The sequence below is a fragment of the Bacillus sp. 005/A4HT-01/001 genome (genome assembly GCF_004634445.1).
GTDB classification, from domain to species: Bacteria; Bacillota; Bacilli; order Bacillales; family Bacillaceae; genus Bacillus; species Bacillus altitudinis.
Genome location: NZ_SEIZ01000001.1, coordinates 433,749 through 449,312 on the forward strand (window position 1 = coordinate 433,749; position 15,564 = coordinate 449,312).

The window sequence follows — 15,564 nt, forward strand, 5'->3', positions numbered from 1 at the left end:
AGTGTACCGTGTGTAGTATAACATACTTCATGAGTCGTCACATAGAACAAAAGGAAAGGAAGGATTTGTTTTTCATTTAAAAGCAAAAAGCTGGGGGTACCCCCAGCTTTTCATTCCCCTTGATGGCGCTTTTTCAATACCTTTAATACATCATCAAGAGGCAGCTGCTGTTCACGTAATAACACAAGAAGGTGATACAGAAGATCTGCTGTTTCCCATTTCAATTCTTCTTGATCACGGTTCTTCGCTGCAATGATGACTTCAGAAGCTTCTTCCCCTACCTTTTTCAGGATTTTGTCGACTCCTTTTTCAAAGAGATAGGTTGTATAAGCTCCTTCTGGCATTTCCATCTGACGCTTCGCAATGACCTGTTCCAGTTCATTTAAAATGGCAAAGCGGTCTTGTTCTCCCCTTTGCTGTTTCACGCCCTCTTCCGAAAAACAGCTATAGCTGCCTGTATGGCAGGCTGGACCGCTTGGTGTCACTAGAACAAGCAGGGCATCTTGATCACAGTCATAGCGAATGGATGTGACACGCTGGGTGTGTCCAGATGTGGCTCCTTTGTGCCAAAGCTCATTTCTCGACCGGCTAAAAAACCATGTTTCCCCTGTCTCTAATGTTTTTTCATAGGATTCTTGATTCATATACGCCAAAGTAAGAACTTCCTTGCTTTGAGCATCCTGTACAATGGCAGGAATGAGACCTGCATCATTAAAGGTTAATTCGTTTGCCTGTTTCATCTTACCTTCACCCCGTGTTCTCTCAAAAATGTCTTCACCTCTTGAATGGAGGTTTCTTTATAATGGAAAATAGAGGCTGCGAGTGCGGCATCAGCTTCACCTTTTGTAAAAGCCTCCAGCATATGCTGCGCATTGCCAGCACCTCCTGAAGCAATAACTGGCACTGTGACTGTTTCTGATACAAGCTTCGTCAAACGATGCTCAAAGCCCGTTTTCTCACCATCGGCATCCATGCTAGTCAGCAAGATCTCGCCTGCTCCTCTTCGCACGGCTTCTTTCGCCCAGTCACTCACTTCTAAATCCGTTTGACGTCGTCCTCCGTGCGTATAGACCATGTATGCTTGTTTCTCTTCATCGTATTTCGCATCAATCGCAACAACTATGCACTGTGAACCAAAAAAGTCGGCTCCTTCTGTTATTAGCTCCGGTCTTAAAACAGCCGCTGTGTTCACAGACACCTTGTCTGCCCCCGCTCTTAAAATACGCTTCATGTCATCAAGGTGGTTAATCCCGCCGCCCACCGTGAACGGGATAGCGAGAGTGGATGCCACTTGTTTGACCACATCCACCATCGTTTTTCGGCCTTCATGAGAGGCAGATATATCAAGAAAGACGAGTTCATCCGCACCTTCCTCGTCATAGATCTGCGCTAATTCGACCGGATCACCAGCATCCTTCAACCCTAGAAATTGGATACCTTTGACCACACGCCCTTCCTTTACATCAAGACATGGAATGATTCGTTTTGTCATCATATGCTGTCAAGCCCTTCAAACGCTTCAGCTAAAGTAAATTGCTTTGTGTACAGCGCCTTGCCAATGATTGCACCAGACACACCTGTCTGCTTTTGTGCTGACAGCTTTTGCAGATCACTCACTGCACTGACACCACCTGAGGCAATGACTTGTTTGCCAGTTGCTTCTGCTAATCGAACCGTACTTTCCACATTTGGACCAGACAGCATGCCATCCATTTGAATATCCGTGAAAATGAAGACCTCTGCGCCTTCCTTTGCCAGTTCCTGACCAAGTTCCTCCGCCTTTACTTCCGACGTTTCAAGCCAGCCTTCAGTCGATACAAAACCATTTCGTGCATCAATGCCAATGGCGATTTTCTCCCCATATTGCGCCAGCATTTTTTTCACAAAAACCGGGTTCGACACCGCTGAACTGCCAAGAATGACTCTCGATACGCCATTGTTTAAATAAAATGCAACATCTTCTTCTGTCCGAATGCCGCCGCCAATTTGGACATTCACATCTAATGAGGAAGCAATCGATAGCACATGCTCGTGATTCACGCGTTTTCCTGCTTTTGCGCCATCTAAATCAACGAGATGTATCCATTTTGCTCCTTCATTTGCAAACAGTCTCGCCATGTCTAACGGTGAATCTCCATAAATGGTTTCTTGGTCATAGTCTCCTTGCACAAGTCGTACACATTTGCCATTTCTCATATCAATTGCTGGATATAATGTAAAATCACTCATTTGCTCACCCTCTGTTCGTTTGCTAATTGAATAAACTGTTTCAACAGTGCCATTCCTGTTGTACTGCTTTTTTCAGGGTGAAACTGCGTTCCAAACACATTCCCCTTCCCAACAACGGCAGGTACTTGCACACCATAGGGTGCACTTGCCAATAGGTCTTCTGGATTCATGCCACTCACATAATACGAGTGAACAAAGTATGCAAATCCTTCTGGCACACCTTTAAACAATGGAGAGGGCTGATGAAATGTGAGCTCATTCCAGCCCATATGAGGCACCTTCAGCCTTTGTCCATCCTGATCACGATCCTTCAAAAGAACGACACGTCCTTTTAAAAGGCCTAGCCCTTTTGTTTTTCCTGCTTCTTCACTTTCTTCAAACAACAACTGCATGCCAAGGCAAATGCCAAATAACAGCTTTCCTTCCTGCACGACTTGGTGGATAAACGCCTCAAGTCCTGTCTGTCTTAACAGCTGCATCGCATCACGAAATGAACCGACTCCTGGCAAAATATACGCATCTGCCTTTTTCAGCTCCTCTGCTTCAGAAGACACGATATAAGACGCTCCTGCTCGTTCCAGTGCTTTTGATACGCTAAACAAATTTCCCATTCCATAGTCAATGACGCCAATCATTAGAGCATCCCCTTTGTCGACGGAATCCCTTTCACACGCGGATCAATGGTTGTTGCTTCATCTAAGGCGCGTGCCATCGCTTTAAAAATGGCTTCAATCATATGGTGGGTATTGGTTCCATAGTGAACGATCACATGCAGATTGATTCGTGCTTCAAGGGCAAATTTCCAAAGAAACTCATGAACCAGCTCCGTATCAAAGGTGCCGACCTTCTGACTAGGGAAATCGGCTCTCATTTCCAAATGAGGACGATTGCTTAAATCCACGACTACTTGGGCGAGTGTTTCATCCATTGGAACAAAACTAGAGCCGTAGCGCTTGATTCCTTTTTTATCACCGAGCGCTTCTTTAAACATCTGCCCAAGCACAATGCCAATATCTTCTGTTGTGTGGTGATCATCGACATCTGTGTCTCCTTTTGCATCTACAGTTAAGTTAAAATGTCCATGCTTCGTGAATAAGTCGAGCATGTGCGTCATAAAAGGGACATCTGTCTGAATATCTGCTTTTCCTTCGCCATCAATCTCTAGCGCTAACGAAATGTTCGTTTCATTTGTCTGTCTCGCTGTTTCCGCCTGTCTCATTTTGATTCCTCCCGCTTTCTCGCTTCAATCGATCTGGCATGTGCTTCAAGCCCTTCTAATCTTGCAAAAGCCGCAATGCTTTCCCTATGTGTTTCAAAGGCTTCTTTGCTATATGAAATGATGCTCGTTTTCTTTTGGAAATCCGTGACGCCGAGCGGACTAGAAAATCTTGCCGTCCCGTTTGTTGGCAGCACATGGTTCGGTCCTGCGAAGTAATCCCCTACCGGCTCTGGGCTGTAACGCCCTAAGAAAATTGCTCCAGCATGCTTGATTTGACCAAGTAGTGATTCTGGATACGCCGTCAGCACTTCTAAATGCTCTGGGGCTAACTGGTTCACGATATCAACTGCACGATCCAAAGATTCTGTTACGTAAATATAACCATGGTCTTGAATAGATTGTGCTGCAATTGATTTCCTTGGCAAAGTATCAAGCTGCGCTTGCACCTCTGCTTGCACTCTTTCAGCCAGTACCTTAGATGGTGTCACCAAAATACTAGATGCCAATGCATCATGCTCTGCCTGTGAAAGCAAATCAGCTGCCACCTCATGTGCAGTTGCCGTTTCATCTGCTAAAACAGCAATTTCACTTGGACCCGCAATCATATCAATGTCTACTTGACCAAATACTTCCCGTTTGGCAAGTGCTACATAAATATTTCCTGGACCGGTGATTTTATCAACAGGCTGAATACTTTCCGTTCCATATGCAAGAGCGGCTATCGCCTGAGCACCGCCCATTTTGTACATTTCTGAAATGCCCAGCTCCTTCGCAGCTACTAGAACAGCGTCAGACAGACGGCCGTCTTTTCCTGGCGGTGTCACAAGGACAATTCGCTCAACGCCGGCAACAAGTGCCGGGATCACATTCATTAAAACAGATGATGGATAAGCGGCCGTTCCCCCTGGGACATATACACCGACCGCATCAAGCGGTGTTACTTTCTGACCTAGCATTGAGCCGTCCTTTTGGTGATAAAACCAAGAGGAGGTCAGCTGACGCTCGTGGTATGTTCGAATATTCCGGATCGCCGTTTGGATGATTTGGATCATCTCCGGGTCCAAACGTTCGTAGGCTTTTGTCTTTTCATCCTCCGTCACAAGTGACTGTTCAATAGAGACACCGTCAAATTGCTTCGTGAAAGACCGTACGGCTTCGTCACCATTTTTTCTCACTTCTTCGATAATTCGTTGAACAGCCAGTCGCTGCTCTTCCGTTCCTGTATCTAGAGAACGCTTGAGTGAGAGAGGGTCTGTCTCACCTTCTTGTATGTAGGTGATGTTCATGATGTTTCCTCCCCTTCTCCTTCGATGATTCTTGCCAGACGCTGCGCCATTTCATCGATTACCGCGTCCTTCATTCGATAGCTCACAGGATTGACAATAAAACGTGACGTAATGTCACAAATATGTTCCGTTTCGACAAGCCCATTTTCCTTAAGTGTTTGACCGGTGGAGACAATGTCAACAATTCGATCGGCAAGTCCGATGAGCGGTGCTAATTCAATGGAACCATTTAGCTTAATGATCTCCACCTGCTCACCTTGTTCTCTAAAATAAGAAGAAGCGACATTTGGGTACTTTGTGGCCACACGCGGCGCAACACCGCCCCAGCTGGCTCCCGGCAAGCCCGCTACAGCTAAATGACATTTGCTAATGTTTAAATCGAGCACTTCGTACACATCCCGTGCTTCTTCAAGCATGACGTCTTTCCCTGCAATGCCCACATCCGCTACACCGTGCTCTACATATGTCGTCACATCCATTGGCTTCGCTAAAATAAAGCGGAGATTTTCTTCCGGTACATCAATGATTAATTTTCTTGAATCTTCGAATTCCTCCGGCAGCTGATATCCAGCCTGTCTTAATAGCCCTGCTGCTTCTTCAAATATCCGCCCCTTTGGCATTGCCATTGTCAACACTTTACCCATTTTGCTCTTCCTTTCTAGCGCCGATAAAATAAGTCACTTGCTCAAATGCCTTGGTCATGGCATCGATATTTTCAATACCTGCTAAGTCTTGGAGAACAATCCTTTTGCCTTTTGTCCGCTCTTTTTCTGCAAAATCAAATGCTTCAAGCCGTTGTTCTTTACTAAAAATCACAGCCTCTTGGGGCTCATTTATTTCTTTTGCGTCGAGTGCCTCAAGAAGACGGTCTAATCGAAGTCCGAAGCCTGTAGCGGGTGCGGGTGCATCAAAGTGAGCAAGCAATTGATCATACCTTCCTCCACTTCCGATCACAGACCCAACATGATCTGCAAATACTTCAAACAAAATTCCCGTATAGTAGCTCATATGACTGACCATGCTTAAATCCAAACGGATATATTCTGTACAGCCGTAATCTTCAAGTGTCTCCCACAGCGCCTTTAACTCCGCCAGCACTTCTTTTCCCTCTTGTGAGACCACAATTTCTTCAGCCTGCTGGGTCACTTCTTGACCGCCGCGCAGCTCTAAAAGCTGGAGCAGCCTTGTTTTATCGATGGATGAGAGAGGCAATTGTTTGACATGCTGCCTGTAGCCCACATAATTCTTTTCATATAAAAATCGGCGCAATACGTTCGCCCGCTCTGTATTCCCTAGTACATCTAAAAACAAGGTCTCTGCCAAAGCCACATGCCCAATCGCAATTTTGAAGGATTGAAGTCCGGCATTTTTTAATGCAAACACAACAAGCGCTATGACTTCAGCATCTGCACTAATCGAACCATCACCGATCAATTCAATACCGACCTGTTCAAATTCAGAAGGTCTTCCGCCTTCTCTTTCCTGTGCCCGAAACACGTTGGCTGCATAACCGACTCGAAGCGGATACGCCTGTTCGTGAAGCTTTGAAGCCGCCACTCTCGCAATTGGTCCCGTCATATCAGGTCTAAGCACAAGGGTTTGACCATTTTGATCAAGAAGCTTAAACAGCTGCGTATCTGTAATCGCCGATTGAACACCGACTGTATCGTAAAATTCAAGCGTTGGCGTTTCCATTAAACGATAACCCCAACCATTCATGACCTCTGTTAAAGAATGCCTAACCCTTTTCTTCGTCTCATACAATCCTGGTAATGAATCTCGCATACCATATGGTTTTTCAAACATGAACATGTTCCGCACCTCCAACACATTAAAACAAAAAATTCCGAATCCTTTAGTTCGCTAATATGATAATATGCTAACAAAATAAAGTGATTAAATCAATCATTTTTATTTTCCCCTTTTTTTCCTTAATCATTTGTTCATATATTACATTAAAATGACACCTAATCCTTTTTGATCTCTTTGCTTTAGGAACATGCTATAATACTTAAAAATATTGAATAACACAGGAGATTACAGTGAAATTCATCCAGACATTAATCTTAACTTTGTTGTGCGCATGTCTTGTTTATTTCGGCTTTATTTTCATTTCACAATTCGACCAAGTCAAGAAAACAACGTCACCGCAAGAAGCCAAAGAAAAAGAAAATGATACCGCACTAGCAGCAGAAGAAACACGTTCTACGAAGAAAACAGAAACGACACATTCTAGTTTAAAAGGAAATAAAAAAGCCATGGACGTCATCCTCTTTAATCAAATGGATGCACCAAAGCTTTATAACGGATGCGAAGTCACGAGCTTAGCCATGCTTCTTCATTACAGCGGCTATGAGCATATAACGAAAAACGCATTGGCAAACGAGATGAAGCGTATCCCACTCAATTATGAGAATGGCTTAAAAGGAGACCCTCATGACGGGTTTGTAGGCGATATGGAGAATGGGCCAGGTCTTGGTGTGTACCACGAACCCATTTATCAGCTTGCGAAAAAATATGCAGGTAATCAAGCGGTGGACTTGACCGGCAAGCCAGTCAAAAAGGCCATCTATCAATCACTTGAAAAAGGTTATCCTGTCTGGGTCATTACAACTTCGACCTTTGCCAAAACAGATAACATTGAAACATGGAATACACCAAATGGAAAAATAGATATCAGCTTTAATATGCATAGCGTCGTCATCACTGGCTACGACAAGGATCACATCTACTTAAATAACCCATACGGAGAAAAAAATCAAAAAGTCGATCGTGAACAGTTTGAGGATTCTTGGAAACAGATGGGCAGCCAGGCGATTATCATTAAAGCATAAAACCCCGCTAAATAGCGGGGTTTTTATATTCTTATTCTGCTTCAGAAACCACAGTAAAACGTTCTCCAACATGAGCAGCTTGTTCTATCTCATCGACAAGCGCAACGGCGTAGTCAGCATAACTCACATAGCTGTCACCCTTCGAATTAACGATAAGATGGTCTTTGCCTTTCACATAAGCACCTGTCCGTTTGCCTGCTGGATCAAAGAATGCAGCTGGACTAAGAAATGTCCATTTTACTCCTTCGGTCTTTTGAAGATCTATTAAATTTTCTCCTTGCTGTGAAGCAGTAGCAAAGTATTCCTTTGGAAACTCCGGTGTGTCCATCAGTCTAGTTGTTTTGGCCTCATCTACAAATAAACTTCCAGCACCTCCCACGACGATTAAACGCGTTTCTGGTGTCTCTTTCAAGAGATGAATGAGTTTTTTCCCTGCTTCTACATGAAGGTGCTCTTGTCCTGCTGGCGCACCAAATGCGTTTACGATCACATCAAAGCCTTTGACGTCTCCTGCCTCTAAGTGAAAAACATCCTTTTCTAAAACAGCTGCTGATGAATTAGTCACTTTTTGTGCATCTCGAACGATTGCCGTTACTTCGTGCCCTCTCGATTGAGCTTCTTTTAAAATGTGTTGTCCTGCTTTACCTGTTGCGCCAATGATTCCAATGTTCATGTAAATTCCTCCTACAATATAAGGTTATTTTGATCACTTAAGATGTAACCAATATGGTTACAACAGAGGTAAAAAAAATTGAATAGATCATCCAATTTTTTTGATTAAAACCTGCGTTAGTTCACTTAATTTGATCTCAGCAAGCACTTGCTCCATCGCACTTTGAGCACGGCACAAAATTAATTCTAGTACAGCTTGAATATTTGCACCGATCGGACAGTCAGGGTTTGGGCTTTCATGAATTTGAAACAACTCTCCCTCATCCACCACTTCAACGGCTTTATACACATCGAGCAGTGTAATGTCATCCTCACTTCGGTTTAATTGAGAACCGCCTTTGCCAAGACTCGTTGAGATTAGGCCTGCTTTTTTGAGCTTACTCATGATACGGCGAATGACCACTGGATTTGTATTGACACTTCCTGCGATATCCTCCGATGTCTGTAATGATCCTTTTTCAAGTGATAGCAAGGCCAGAATATGGACAGCGACAGTAAATCTGCTGCTGATTTTCATGTTTTCTCACCTCTGTTGTAATCATTATAGTTACACCATGTTAGAATGTCAACAAAAAAGTCTGCCGAGCTACTCAGCAGACGTAGATTGACGTGCTTCCATTTCCTCTTTTGTATATATCATCCGCATTGGATTACCTCCAACAAAGGAGCCTGCCGGAACATCTTTGTTCACAAGAGTTCCTGCCGATACAATCGCACCATCACCAATTGTCACTCCAGGTAGAATCGTTGAATTTGCCCCAATTAAGACTTCATCACCAATATAGACTTCCCCAAGCCTATACTCTTTAATCAAATACTCATGGGACAAAATGGTCGTGTTATAACCAATCACACTATTTCGGCCGACAGTGATTTTCTCAGGAAACATGAGATCGACCATCACCATTAAAGCAAACGCCGTATCCTCCCCGACTTTCATTCGAAGGAAGGTGCGATAAATCCAATTTTTCATTCCCATAAAAGGCGTATACCTTGCCATTTGAATAAAGATAAAGTTTTTCACAACCTTGAGAAAGGGGACCGTTCGATAGACTTGTCTAAGCGAATTGACCCCTTTGACAGGATAACGATCTGTTTTTCTCAACTTAATCAGCTCCAACAATCGCCAAGAGATCACTCATTTTCTGCAGCATATAATCTGGGCGATGCTTTAACAGGGCTTCTTCTCCCTTAATAGACCAAGCAACACCTGCTGTTTTCGTCCCTGCCGCTTGACCAGATAAAATGTCGTGATAGTTATCGCCAACCATGATCGCCTCATGCGGATCACTGCCGAGTTTGGATAATGCCAGCTGGACTGGTTCTGGATGCGGCTTTTCATTTTGTACATCATCAAGTGTGACAATGACCTCAAAAAATGGCTCCAATCCAGTCAGCTTTAATCCCATTAAGACCGTATCACGTATTTTTGTTGTCACAATACCAAGCTTAAACCCTCGATCCTGGAGGATTTTCAACGTGTCTAACACCGTCTCGTACTCCGTCACAAGCAGGTCATGCTGTTCATGATTAAACGTTCGATACATCTGAATCATGTCATCTGTCAGATTCGGATCCATTGCAGAGAATGTATCAAATAATGATGGGCCAATGAAATGAAGGATATCCTCACGGCTGTATTGACCAGGGTAATAATGATCAAGCGTATGCTGAAATGAAGCAATAATTAATTCATTTGTATTGATTAATGTGCCATCTAAATCAAATAACACTGTGTTAATAGTTGATTGGTTCATATAGCTTCCTTTCTAACAGCTGCATGTTCCCGCCTCCGCCAAATATAGCTGATGGCAGCTGTCAATAAAATAGCTGAAATAAGGCGAATAAGAAGAAGCGGCCAGACTGGAATACCTAAAGGAATGAAAATGAGTGTATCTTCGACCACCGCATGACACGCCACAAGGAAAATGAAAGCAAGCGTTAAATCCTTTTTGCTGACACCGTCCTCTTCCACTGCTTTCATCATGACGCCTGCCCCGTAGGCAAGACCAATGGTCAAACCAGCCACCATCGTCATAGACGTATTTTCTTTCATTCCAAGCATTCTCGTAAAAGGAGACAGCCACTTAGACAGCGTATGGAGCCACCCTAAGTCTCTCATGAATTGAATGATGATCATGAGAGGAATGACAATACAAGCCAGCTGCAGCACACCAAGAACAGCTTTCTGTAAAGCAAGAAGTACGATCATATACCAGCTAGAAGGCACATCAGCCGACTGAGCAGCTGTCAGCAAACCATATTGCGCCGGCTCCTCGCCTCCCTGCCAAACGAGGTGAATGACAATTGCTGACACGACGGCAAGACTGATTCTCACCAGCAAAATGACAGACACCCGCAGCCCAACCTTCGCCGCCACTGTTGATTCGATGATCAAGTTGTGACAAAAGGAGAGCATGACCGCTAAAATGAACACTTCCTTCACAGGCAGCTCTAATGTCAAGATGGCTGCAATACCCGCATACAAGTTCAGCATATTTCCTAAAACAAGCGGAATGGCCGCTTCCCCTGAAAGACCAAACAGGCCCATAAATGGACGGATGAATTGTATCATCCAATCCATTACAGGTGTATGCTGCAAGATACTAACGAGAATGGTAACCGGAAAAATGACTTTTCCAAGTGTCCAAGTTGTCGATAACCCTGCTTTCAAGCCGTTTTTCCATGTCTCCCCCATCTCTTATCCCCCTTGCTCTTAATTTGATGAGTTGTTCTCTTTATACGGTATAGATGCATATCCCTTGATTCTTCTAAACACAATCAGCAGAACAGCCACTGCAAATATGGCAATTGAAATCATCTGTGCAATTCGAAGGTGCTCAGTCAGCATTAAGCTGTCTGTTCTCATTCCTTCAATGAAGAAACGACCGATTGAATACCAGATTAAATAAGACAAGAACATTTCGCCTCGACGCAATGATGTTCTACGTAATAAGATTAATATCAAAACGCCTGCGATATTCCATAATGATTCATATAAGAACGTAGGGTGATAGTAGGTCCCGTCAATGTACATCTGATTAATAATAAACTCAGGCAGGTGCAAATTTTCTAAAAAGGCTCTTGAAACAGCCTCACCATGCGCTTCTTGATTAATAAAGTTCCCCCAGCGCCCGATGGCTTGCCCTAGTAAAATACTAGGCGCTGCGACATCGGCGATTTTCCAAAAGGACACCTTCCTCACTTTAGTAAAGACAATCGCTGTCAGCACCGCCCCTATTAGTCCGCCATGTATGGCAATTCCACCATTCCAAATCTTGATGATTTCATTTGGGTGCTGCTGATAATAATCCCATTCAAAGGATACATAATAAATTCGTGCACAAATAATGGCGATAGGAATGGCAAATAAGATGAGATCAATAAACATATCTTTATTGATGCCTCTTTTTTCACACTCCCTTAATGCGAGCCAGAGTCCAAGCAGGGCTCCGACCCCAATAATCACACCATACCAATGAACCGAAATAGGTCCGAGCTGAAAAGCAATCGGATCAATTGGTTGAATTGCTTCATTCATATAGACAGCTCCTATTCATCCTGGCCATTGTCTTCAATGACATCGGCAAGTTTACTTGTAAATTGTTCCGCTGCATTATGTCCCATTCGTTTCAATCTGAAGTTCATAGCAGCTACCTCGATGATGACCGCTAAATTTCGTCCCGGACGTACAGGGATGGTCAGCTTTGGTACATCTGTATCGATGATCCGCATTTTTTCTTCCTCAAGTCCTAAACGGTCATACTGTTTGCCTTGTTCCCAAAGCTCAAGGTTCATAACAATCGTAATTCTCTTATAGCTTCTGACAGCGCCCGCTCCAAATAAGGTCATCACATTAATAATGCCTAATCCACGGATTTCTAGAAGGTGCTCAATCAGCTCTGGTGCGCTTCCAACTAACGTATCCTGATCCTCTTGCCTAATTTCCACGCAATCGTCTGCAACCAGCCTGTGTCCTCTCTTCACTAATTCTAAAGCCGTTTCACTTTTACCTACGCCACTTTTTCCAATTAACAGCACACCTACACCATATACATCTACGAGTACGCCATGAATCGCAGTCGTTGGTGCAAGCTTGCTTTCTAAGAAGTTCGTTAATCGACTCGAAAGTCTTGTCGTTTTTAAGCTTGAGCGTAAAACCGGCACTCCATTTTCGTTTGAAGCTTCGATCAATTCCTTTGGTACTTCACGATCTCGTGACAAAATGATGGCAGGGGTAATATCTGTACAAAGAGACATCATTCTCTGCTTTCGTTCGCGTTCTGGGAGCTGTTCAAAAAAAGAAAGCTCTGTCTTTCCTAAAAGTTGAACTCTTTCTTTTGGGTAATATGTAAAATATCCAGCCATTTCAATACCTGGTCTGGAAAGATCACTGATTGTAATGGGACGATTAATCCCTTCTTCCCCACTTACCAGTTCAAGATGAAATTGTTCCATTATGTCCTTCGTACGAACTTTCGGCACGCTTCTTCCTCCTTTTATCGCAGGCGTTTCAGAAATACAGCTCTATTTTATCACTTTCAATGATGAACCCAAAATAGTATTTTATCCTGATCCTCTTTCATCACATTTACTGGTATAGACAACTATACTTAAAAAAGGTAAACTGAATCTAACGACGAGAATAAGGGGGCACAATCATGAGCAGTTCTTTATTGCTCTCCAATATTCATATTGTGACAAAGACAGAAATCATTGAAAATGGTTTTGTCGGTTTACGCGATGGCAAGATCGACTATATTTCAACATCACCGCCGACAGGAAATTATGAAAAAGTATATATTTCCCGGGAAAACTTTTATTTACTCCCCGGAATGATTGATATTCACATCCATGGAGGATATGGTGCAGATATGATGGATGCGACACCAGAAGCCATGAATACACTTGCTGATCACTTACCCGCAGAAGGAACGACAAGCTTTTTAGCAACAACCATTACACAAAATCATCAAGAGATTGAGCAAGCACTTAAAAATGTCGCACAGTGGAGACCCTATAATAAAAAGCAGGCTGGAAGTCAGGCACAATGTTTAGGCATTCATCTAGAAGGTCCTTTTATTTCTAAAGATAAAGCTGGTGCGCAGCCAGCTCAATGGATTACACAGGCTAACCTTCCTCTTTTTGAGAAATGGCTGAGTGCATCTGATCAGCTGATTCGAATTGTCACTTTTGCACCTGAGGAAGATACTGATTTTGCATTTCTTTCCTTACTAAAAGAAAAAAATATCATTCCTTCTATTGGACATACAAATGCTCATCATGACATGATTGAACTAGCAGCAAAGCACGGTGCGCGTCATGTCACGCATCTTTATAATGCAATGAGTTCATTTCAGCATCGTGAGCCCAATGTTGCAGGAGCTGCACTTACAAACGAAAAGCTTTTGACTGAGCTGATTACAGATGGCATTCATTCACATCCTCTTTCCGTAAAGCTTGCGTATTTGGCAAAGGGAAGTGAACGTTTGATCATGATTACAGACTCAATGCGTGCAAAAGGACTTGGAGAGGGAACCTACGAATTTGGCGGGCAGACTGTGACAGTCGGCGGTGAAAAAGCATTGCTAGCAGATGGAACACTTGCAGGATCGATTTTACAAATGAAAGATGGGGTCAAACGTATGAGACAGATCACACAATGTGGATGGACAGAAATTGCTCAAATGACCTCAACAAATGCAGCCACTCAGCTCGGGATCGATCATCAGCTCGGTTCGATCGAAGTTGGAAAACTGGCAGACTTGGTCATTTGGGATGAAGCTGGCGAACTCATGATGACGATCTGCCATGGACAAATCGTTTATGAAAAAAAGGAGGCCACACACTGATGAACATCATCGAATTTGCAGATAAAGATCAATTAGGAAAAGCAGCAGCTGCTTTCATTGCACGTACCATTAAATCAAAAACAGATGCGGTTCTCGGTCTGGCAACTGGCGGTACACCAATTGATACTTATAAAGAGTTAATTCAGTTGCATCAAACAGAACAATTGTCTTTCAAACAAGCAAGAACAGTGAATCTGGATGAGTACGTGGGAATTGATCCAAATCATGAAAATAGTTATATGACTTACATGAAGCGTCATTTATTCGACCATATTGATCTCCCATCAGATCAATATTTCCTCCCCAATGGTGCTGCTGCTCACTTGGAAGAAGAGTGCTTAAGGTATGATCAGCTCATTGAAGATTTAGGGGATATTGATCTTCAGCTACTTGGTATCGGACAAAATGGACATATCGGGTTTAATGAACCTGGTACTCCTTTTGACTCAAAGACGCATGTCGTCCAATTAGATGAACACACTCGCCACGCCAATGCAAGGTACTTTTCTTCTATAGATGAGGTACCTACACATGCCATTACAATGGGAATTGCAAGCATTCTTTCAAGTAAAAAAATTCTCCTTCTCGCATCAGGAAAATCAAAAGCGGACGTGATACAATATTTAGAACGAACTGAAATTCACCCAGACTTCCCTGCATCTGCTCTGAAACTTCATGAAGATGTGACGATTTTTATTGATCGAGAAGCTGGTTCACTACGCTAAACACGAGAGGATTTTCACATGTTTATTGATAAGCAGTCACCTATCCCCATGTACCATCAGATTATGGAGAACTTGAAAAAGCAGATTGAGGATGGAACGTTAGCACCTGATACACTCATTCCTTCTGAAAGAGAATATGCCGAACGCTTTGGTATTAGCCGAATGACTGTCAGACAAGCCTTATCGAACCTTGTGAACGAAGGATATTTATACCGGCAAAAAGGAAAAGGAACATTTGTTAGCCGAAAGAAATTTGAACAACCGCTTCAGGGCTTAACAAGCTTTACAGAAGATATGCGTCAACGTGGGCTTAAAGCTTCAAGTCAGTTGATTGATTTCAAAAAAGTCGCATGCCCAGAGCACTTGCTGCAATCATTACAGCTGTCGAACAGTGAAGATGTCTATGAATTAAAACGAATCCGCCTTGCAAACGATGAACCAATGGCTATTGAAACGAGTTATATTCCTGAAAAATTTGCTGGCGAGCTCACAAAGGAACATTTAACTGGATCTTTATATGAATATATAGAAACGAACACAGGTCTAACCATTGCCCATGCCAAGCAGGAGCTTGAAGCCAATGTTGCTTCAAAAGACGAAGCTGACCTGCTGTCTATTTCATTAGGGGACCCTGTCCTCTCCATTGTAAGAACAACTTATTTTCAAAATGACATTCCATTCGAGTATGTCATGTCCATTTATAGAGGGGATCGATACAAACTCACTCACACAATGGAAAGATAAAAC

Annotated in this window: 19 protein-coding genes; 4 read left to right on the forward strand and 15 right to left on the reverse strand. The window is 43.2% G+C overall.

Going from position 1 to position 15,564, the window contains the following annotated elements; translation table 11 throughout:
* Window positions 1–110: 110 nt before the first annotated feature.
* Genes hisIE through ES896_RS02450 form a run of 8 tightly spaced genes read right to left on the reverse strand, consistent with a single transcriptional unit; the run spans window position 111 to window position 6,546 of the window.
* Entirely contained in the window at window positions 111–740 is a 630-nt protein-coding gene (gene hisIE / locus ES896_RS02415; RefSeq protein WP_025208029.1) for a bifunctional phosphoribosyl-AMP cyclohydrolase/phosphoribosyl-ATP diphosphatase HisIE, read from the reverse strand.
* Window positions 737–1,495 carry an imidazole glycerol phosphate synthase subunit HisF gene (gene hisF, locus ES896_RS02420; protein ID WP_108611010.1) on the reverse strand — a complete coding sequence of 253 codons (759 nt, stop codon included), beginning with the start codon at window positions 1,493–1,495 and terminating at the stop codon, window positions 737–739. Before hisF ends, hisIE begins: the two co-directional genes overlap by 4 nt.
* Window positions 1,492–2,229, reverse strand: coding sequence for a 1-(5-phosphoribosyl)-5-[(5-phosphoribosylamino)methylideneamino]imidazole-4-carboxamide isomerase (gene hisA, locus ES896_RS02425; protein WP_008348146.1), 738 nt, complete (start codon window positions 2,227–2,229; stop codon window positions 1,492–1,494). The genes hisF and hisA overlap by 4 nt, the downstream gene beginning before the upstream one ends.
* Window positions 2,226–2,864 (reverse strand): imidazole glycerol phosphate synthase subunit HisH, encoded by a 639-nt coding sequence (gene hisH, locus ES896_RS02430; protein WP_046344538.1) that lies wholly within the window; start codon window positions 2,862–2,864, stop codon window positions 2,226–2,228. The genes hisA and hisH overlap by 4 nt, the downstream gene beginning before the upstream one ends.
* On the reverse strand, window positions 2,864–3,448 hold the full coding sequence (gene hisB, locus ES896_RS02435; protein WP_017368110.1) for an imidazoleglycerol-phosphate dehydratase HisB: 585 nt from the start codon (window positions 3,446–3,448) through the stop codon (window positions 2,864–2,866). The genes hisH and hisB overlap by 1 nt, the downstream gene beginning before the upstream one ends.
* Window positions 3,445–4,734 carry a histidinol dehydrogenase gene (hisD, locus tag ES896_RS02440; RefSeq protein ID WP_135226369.1) on the reverse strand — a complete coding sequence of 430 codons (1,290 nt, stop codon included), beginning with the start codon at window positions 4,732–4,734 and terminating at the stop codon, window positions 3,445–3,447. The genes hisB and hisD overlap by 4 nt, the downstream gene beginning before the upstream one ends.
* On the reverse strand, window positions 4,731–5,378 hold the full coding sequence (hisG, locus tag ES896_RS02445) for an ATP phosphoribosyltransferase (protein ID WP_007500071.1): 648 nt from the start codon (window positions 5,376–5,378) through the stop codon (window positions 4,731–4,733). Before hisG ends, hisD begins: the two co-directional genes overlap by 4 nt.
* Window positions 5,371–6,546 (reverse strand): ATP phosphoribosyltransferase regulatory subunit, encoded by a 1,176-nt coding sequence (locus tag ES896_RS02450; RefSeq protein ID WP_017368113.1) that lies wholly within the window; start codon window positions 6,544–6,546, stop codon window positions 5,371–5,373. The genes hisG and ES896_RS02450 overlap by 8 nt, the downstream gene beginning before the upstream one ends.
* A gap of 230 nt (window positions 6,547–6,776) precedes the next feature.
* Between ES896_RS02450 and ES896_RS02455 the strand changes: the two genes are divergently transcribed.
* On the forward strand, window positions 6,777–7,568 hold the full coding sequence (locus ES896_RS02455; protein WP_060832680.1) for a C39 family peptidase: 792 nt from the start codon (window positions 6,777–6,779) through the stop codon (window positions 7,566–7,568).
* Between the two features lie 31 nt (window positions 7,569–7,599).
* Here ES896_RS02455 and ES896_RS02460 read toward each other — a convergent pair whose 3' ends face one another.
* From ES896_RS02460 to hprK, 7 genes are all read right to left on the reverse strand, one after another.
* Window positions 7,600–8,241, reverse strand: a complete 642-nt coding sequence (locus tag ES896_RS02460; protein WP_017368115.1) for an NAD(P)-dependent oxidoreductase — start codon at window positions 8,239–8,241, stop codon at window positions 7,600–7,602.
* Window positions 8,242–8,328: 87 nt separating this feature from the next.
* Window positions 8,329–8,757: an Rrf2 family transcriptional regulator gene (locus tag ES896_RS02465; RefSeq protein ID WP_003213266.1), complete on the reverse strand. Its 429-nt coding sequence runs from the start codon at window positions 8,755–8,757 to the stop codon at window positions 8,329–8,331.
* Between the two features lie 69 nt (window positions 8,758–8,826).
* Window positions 8,827–9,345: an acyltransferase gene (locus ES896_RS02470; RefSeq protein WP_017368116.1), complete on the reverse strand. Its 519-nt coding sequence runs from the start codon at window positions 9,343–9,345 to the stop codon at window positions 8,827–8,829.
* Window position 9,346: 1 nt separating this feature from the next.
* Window positions 9,347–9,997, reverse strand: coding sequence for a pyrophosphatase PpaX (ppaX, locus tag ES896_RS02475; protein WP_017357895.1), 651 nt, complete (start codon window positions 9,995–9,997; stop codon window positions 9,347–9,349).
* On the reverse strand, window positions 9,994–10,938 hold the full coding sequence (locus ES896_RS02480; RefSeq protein ID WP_056702882.1) for a nucleoside recognition domain-containing protein: 945 nt from the start codon (window positions 10,936–10,938) through the stop codon (window positions 9,994–9,996). Before ES896_RS02480 ends, ppaX begins: the two co-directional genes overlap by 4 nt.
* Before the next feature lie 18 nt (window positions 10,939–10,956).
* Window positions 10,957–11,781 carry a prolipoprotein diacylglyceryl transferase gene (lgt, locus tag ES896_RS02485; RefSeq protein ID WP_035701537.1) on the reverse strand — a complete coding sequence of 275 codons (825 nt, stop codon included), beginning with the start codon at window positions 11,779–11,781 and terminating at the stop codon, window positions 10,957–10,959.
* 11 nt (window positions 11,782–11,792) lie between these two features.
* Window positions 11,793–12,725 (reverse strand): HPr(Ser) kinase/phosphatase, encoded by a 933-nt coding sequence (gene hprK, locus ES896_RS02490; RefSeq protein ID WP_003212943.1) that lies wholly within the window; start codon window positions 12,723–12,725, stop codon window positions 11,793–11,795.
* A gap of 176 nt (window positions 12,726–12,901) precedes the next feature.
* Between hprK and nagA the strand changes: the two genes are divergently transcribed.
* Genes nagA through ES896_RS02505 form a run of 3 tightly spaced genes read left to right on the forward strand, consistent with a single transcriptional unit; the run spans window position 12,902 to window position 15,561 of the window.
* Window positions 12,902–14,092, forward strand: coding sequence for an N-acetylglucosamine-6-phosphate deacetylase (nagA, locus tag ES896_RS02495; RefSeq protein ID WP_135226370.1), 1,191 nt, complete (start codon window positions 12,902–12,904; stop codon window positions 14,090–14,092).
* Window positions 14,092–14,817 (forward strand): glucosamine-6-phosphate deaminase, encoded by a 726-nt coding sequence (gene nagB, locus ES896_RS02500; RefSeq protein WP_048001946.1) that lies wholly within the window; start codon window positions 14,092–14,094, stop codon window positions 14,815–14,817. The genes nagA and nagB overlap by 1 nt, the downstream gene beginning before the upstream one ends.
* Window positions 14,818–14,835: 18 nt before the next feature.
* On the forward strand, window positions 14,836–15,561 hold the full coding sequence (locus ES896_RS02505) for a GntR family transcriptional regulator (protein ID WP_135226371.1): 726 nt from the start codon (window positions 14,836–14,838) through the stop codon (window positions 15,559–15,561).
* The last annotated feature ends 3 nt before the right edge of the window (window positions 15,562–15,564 follow it).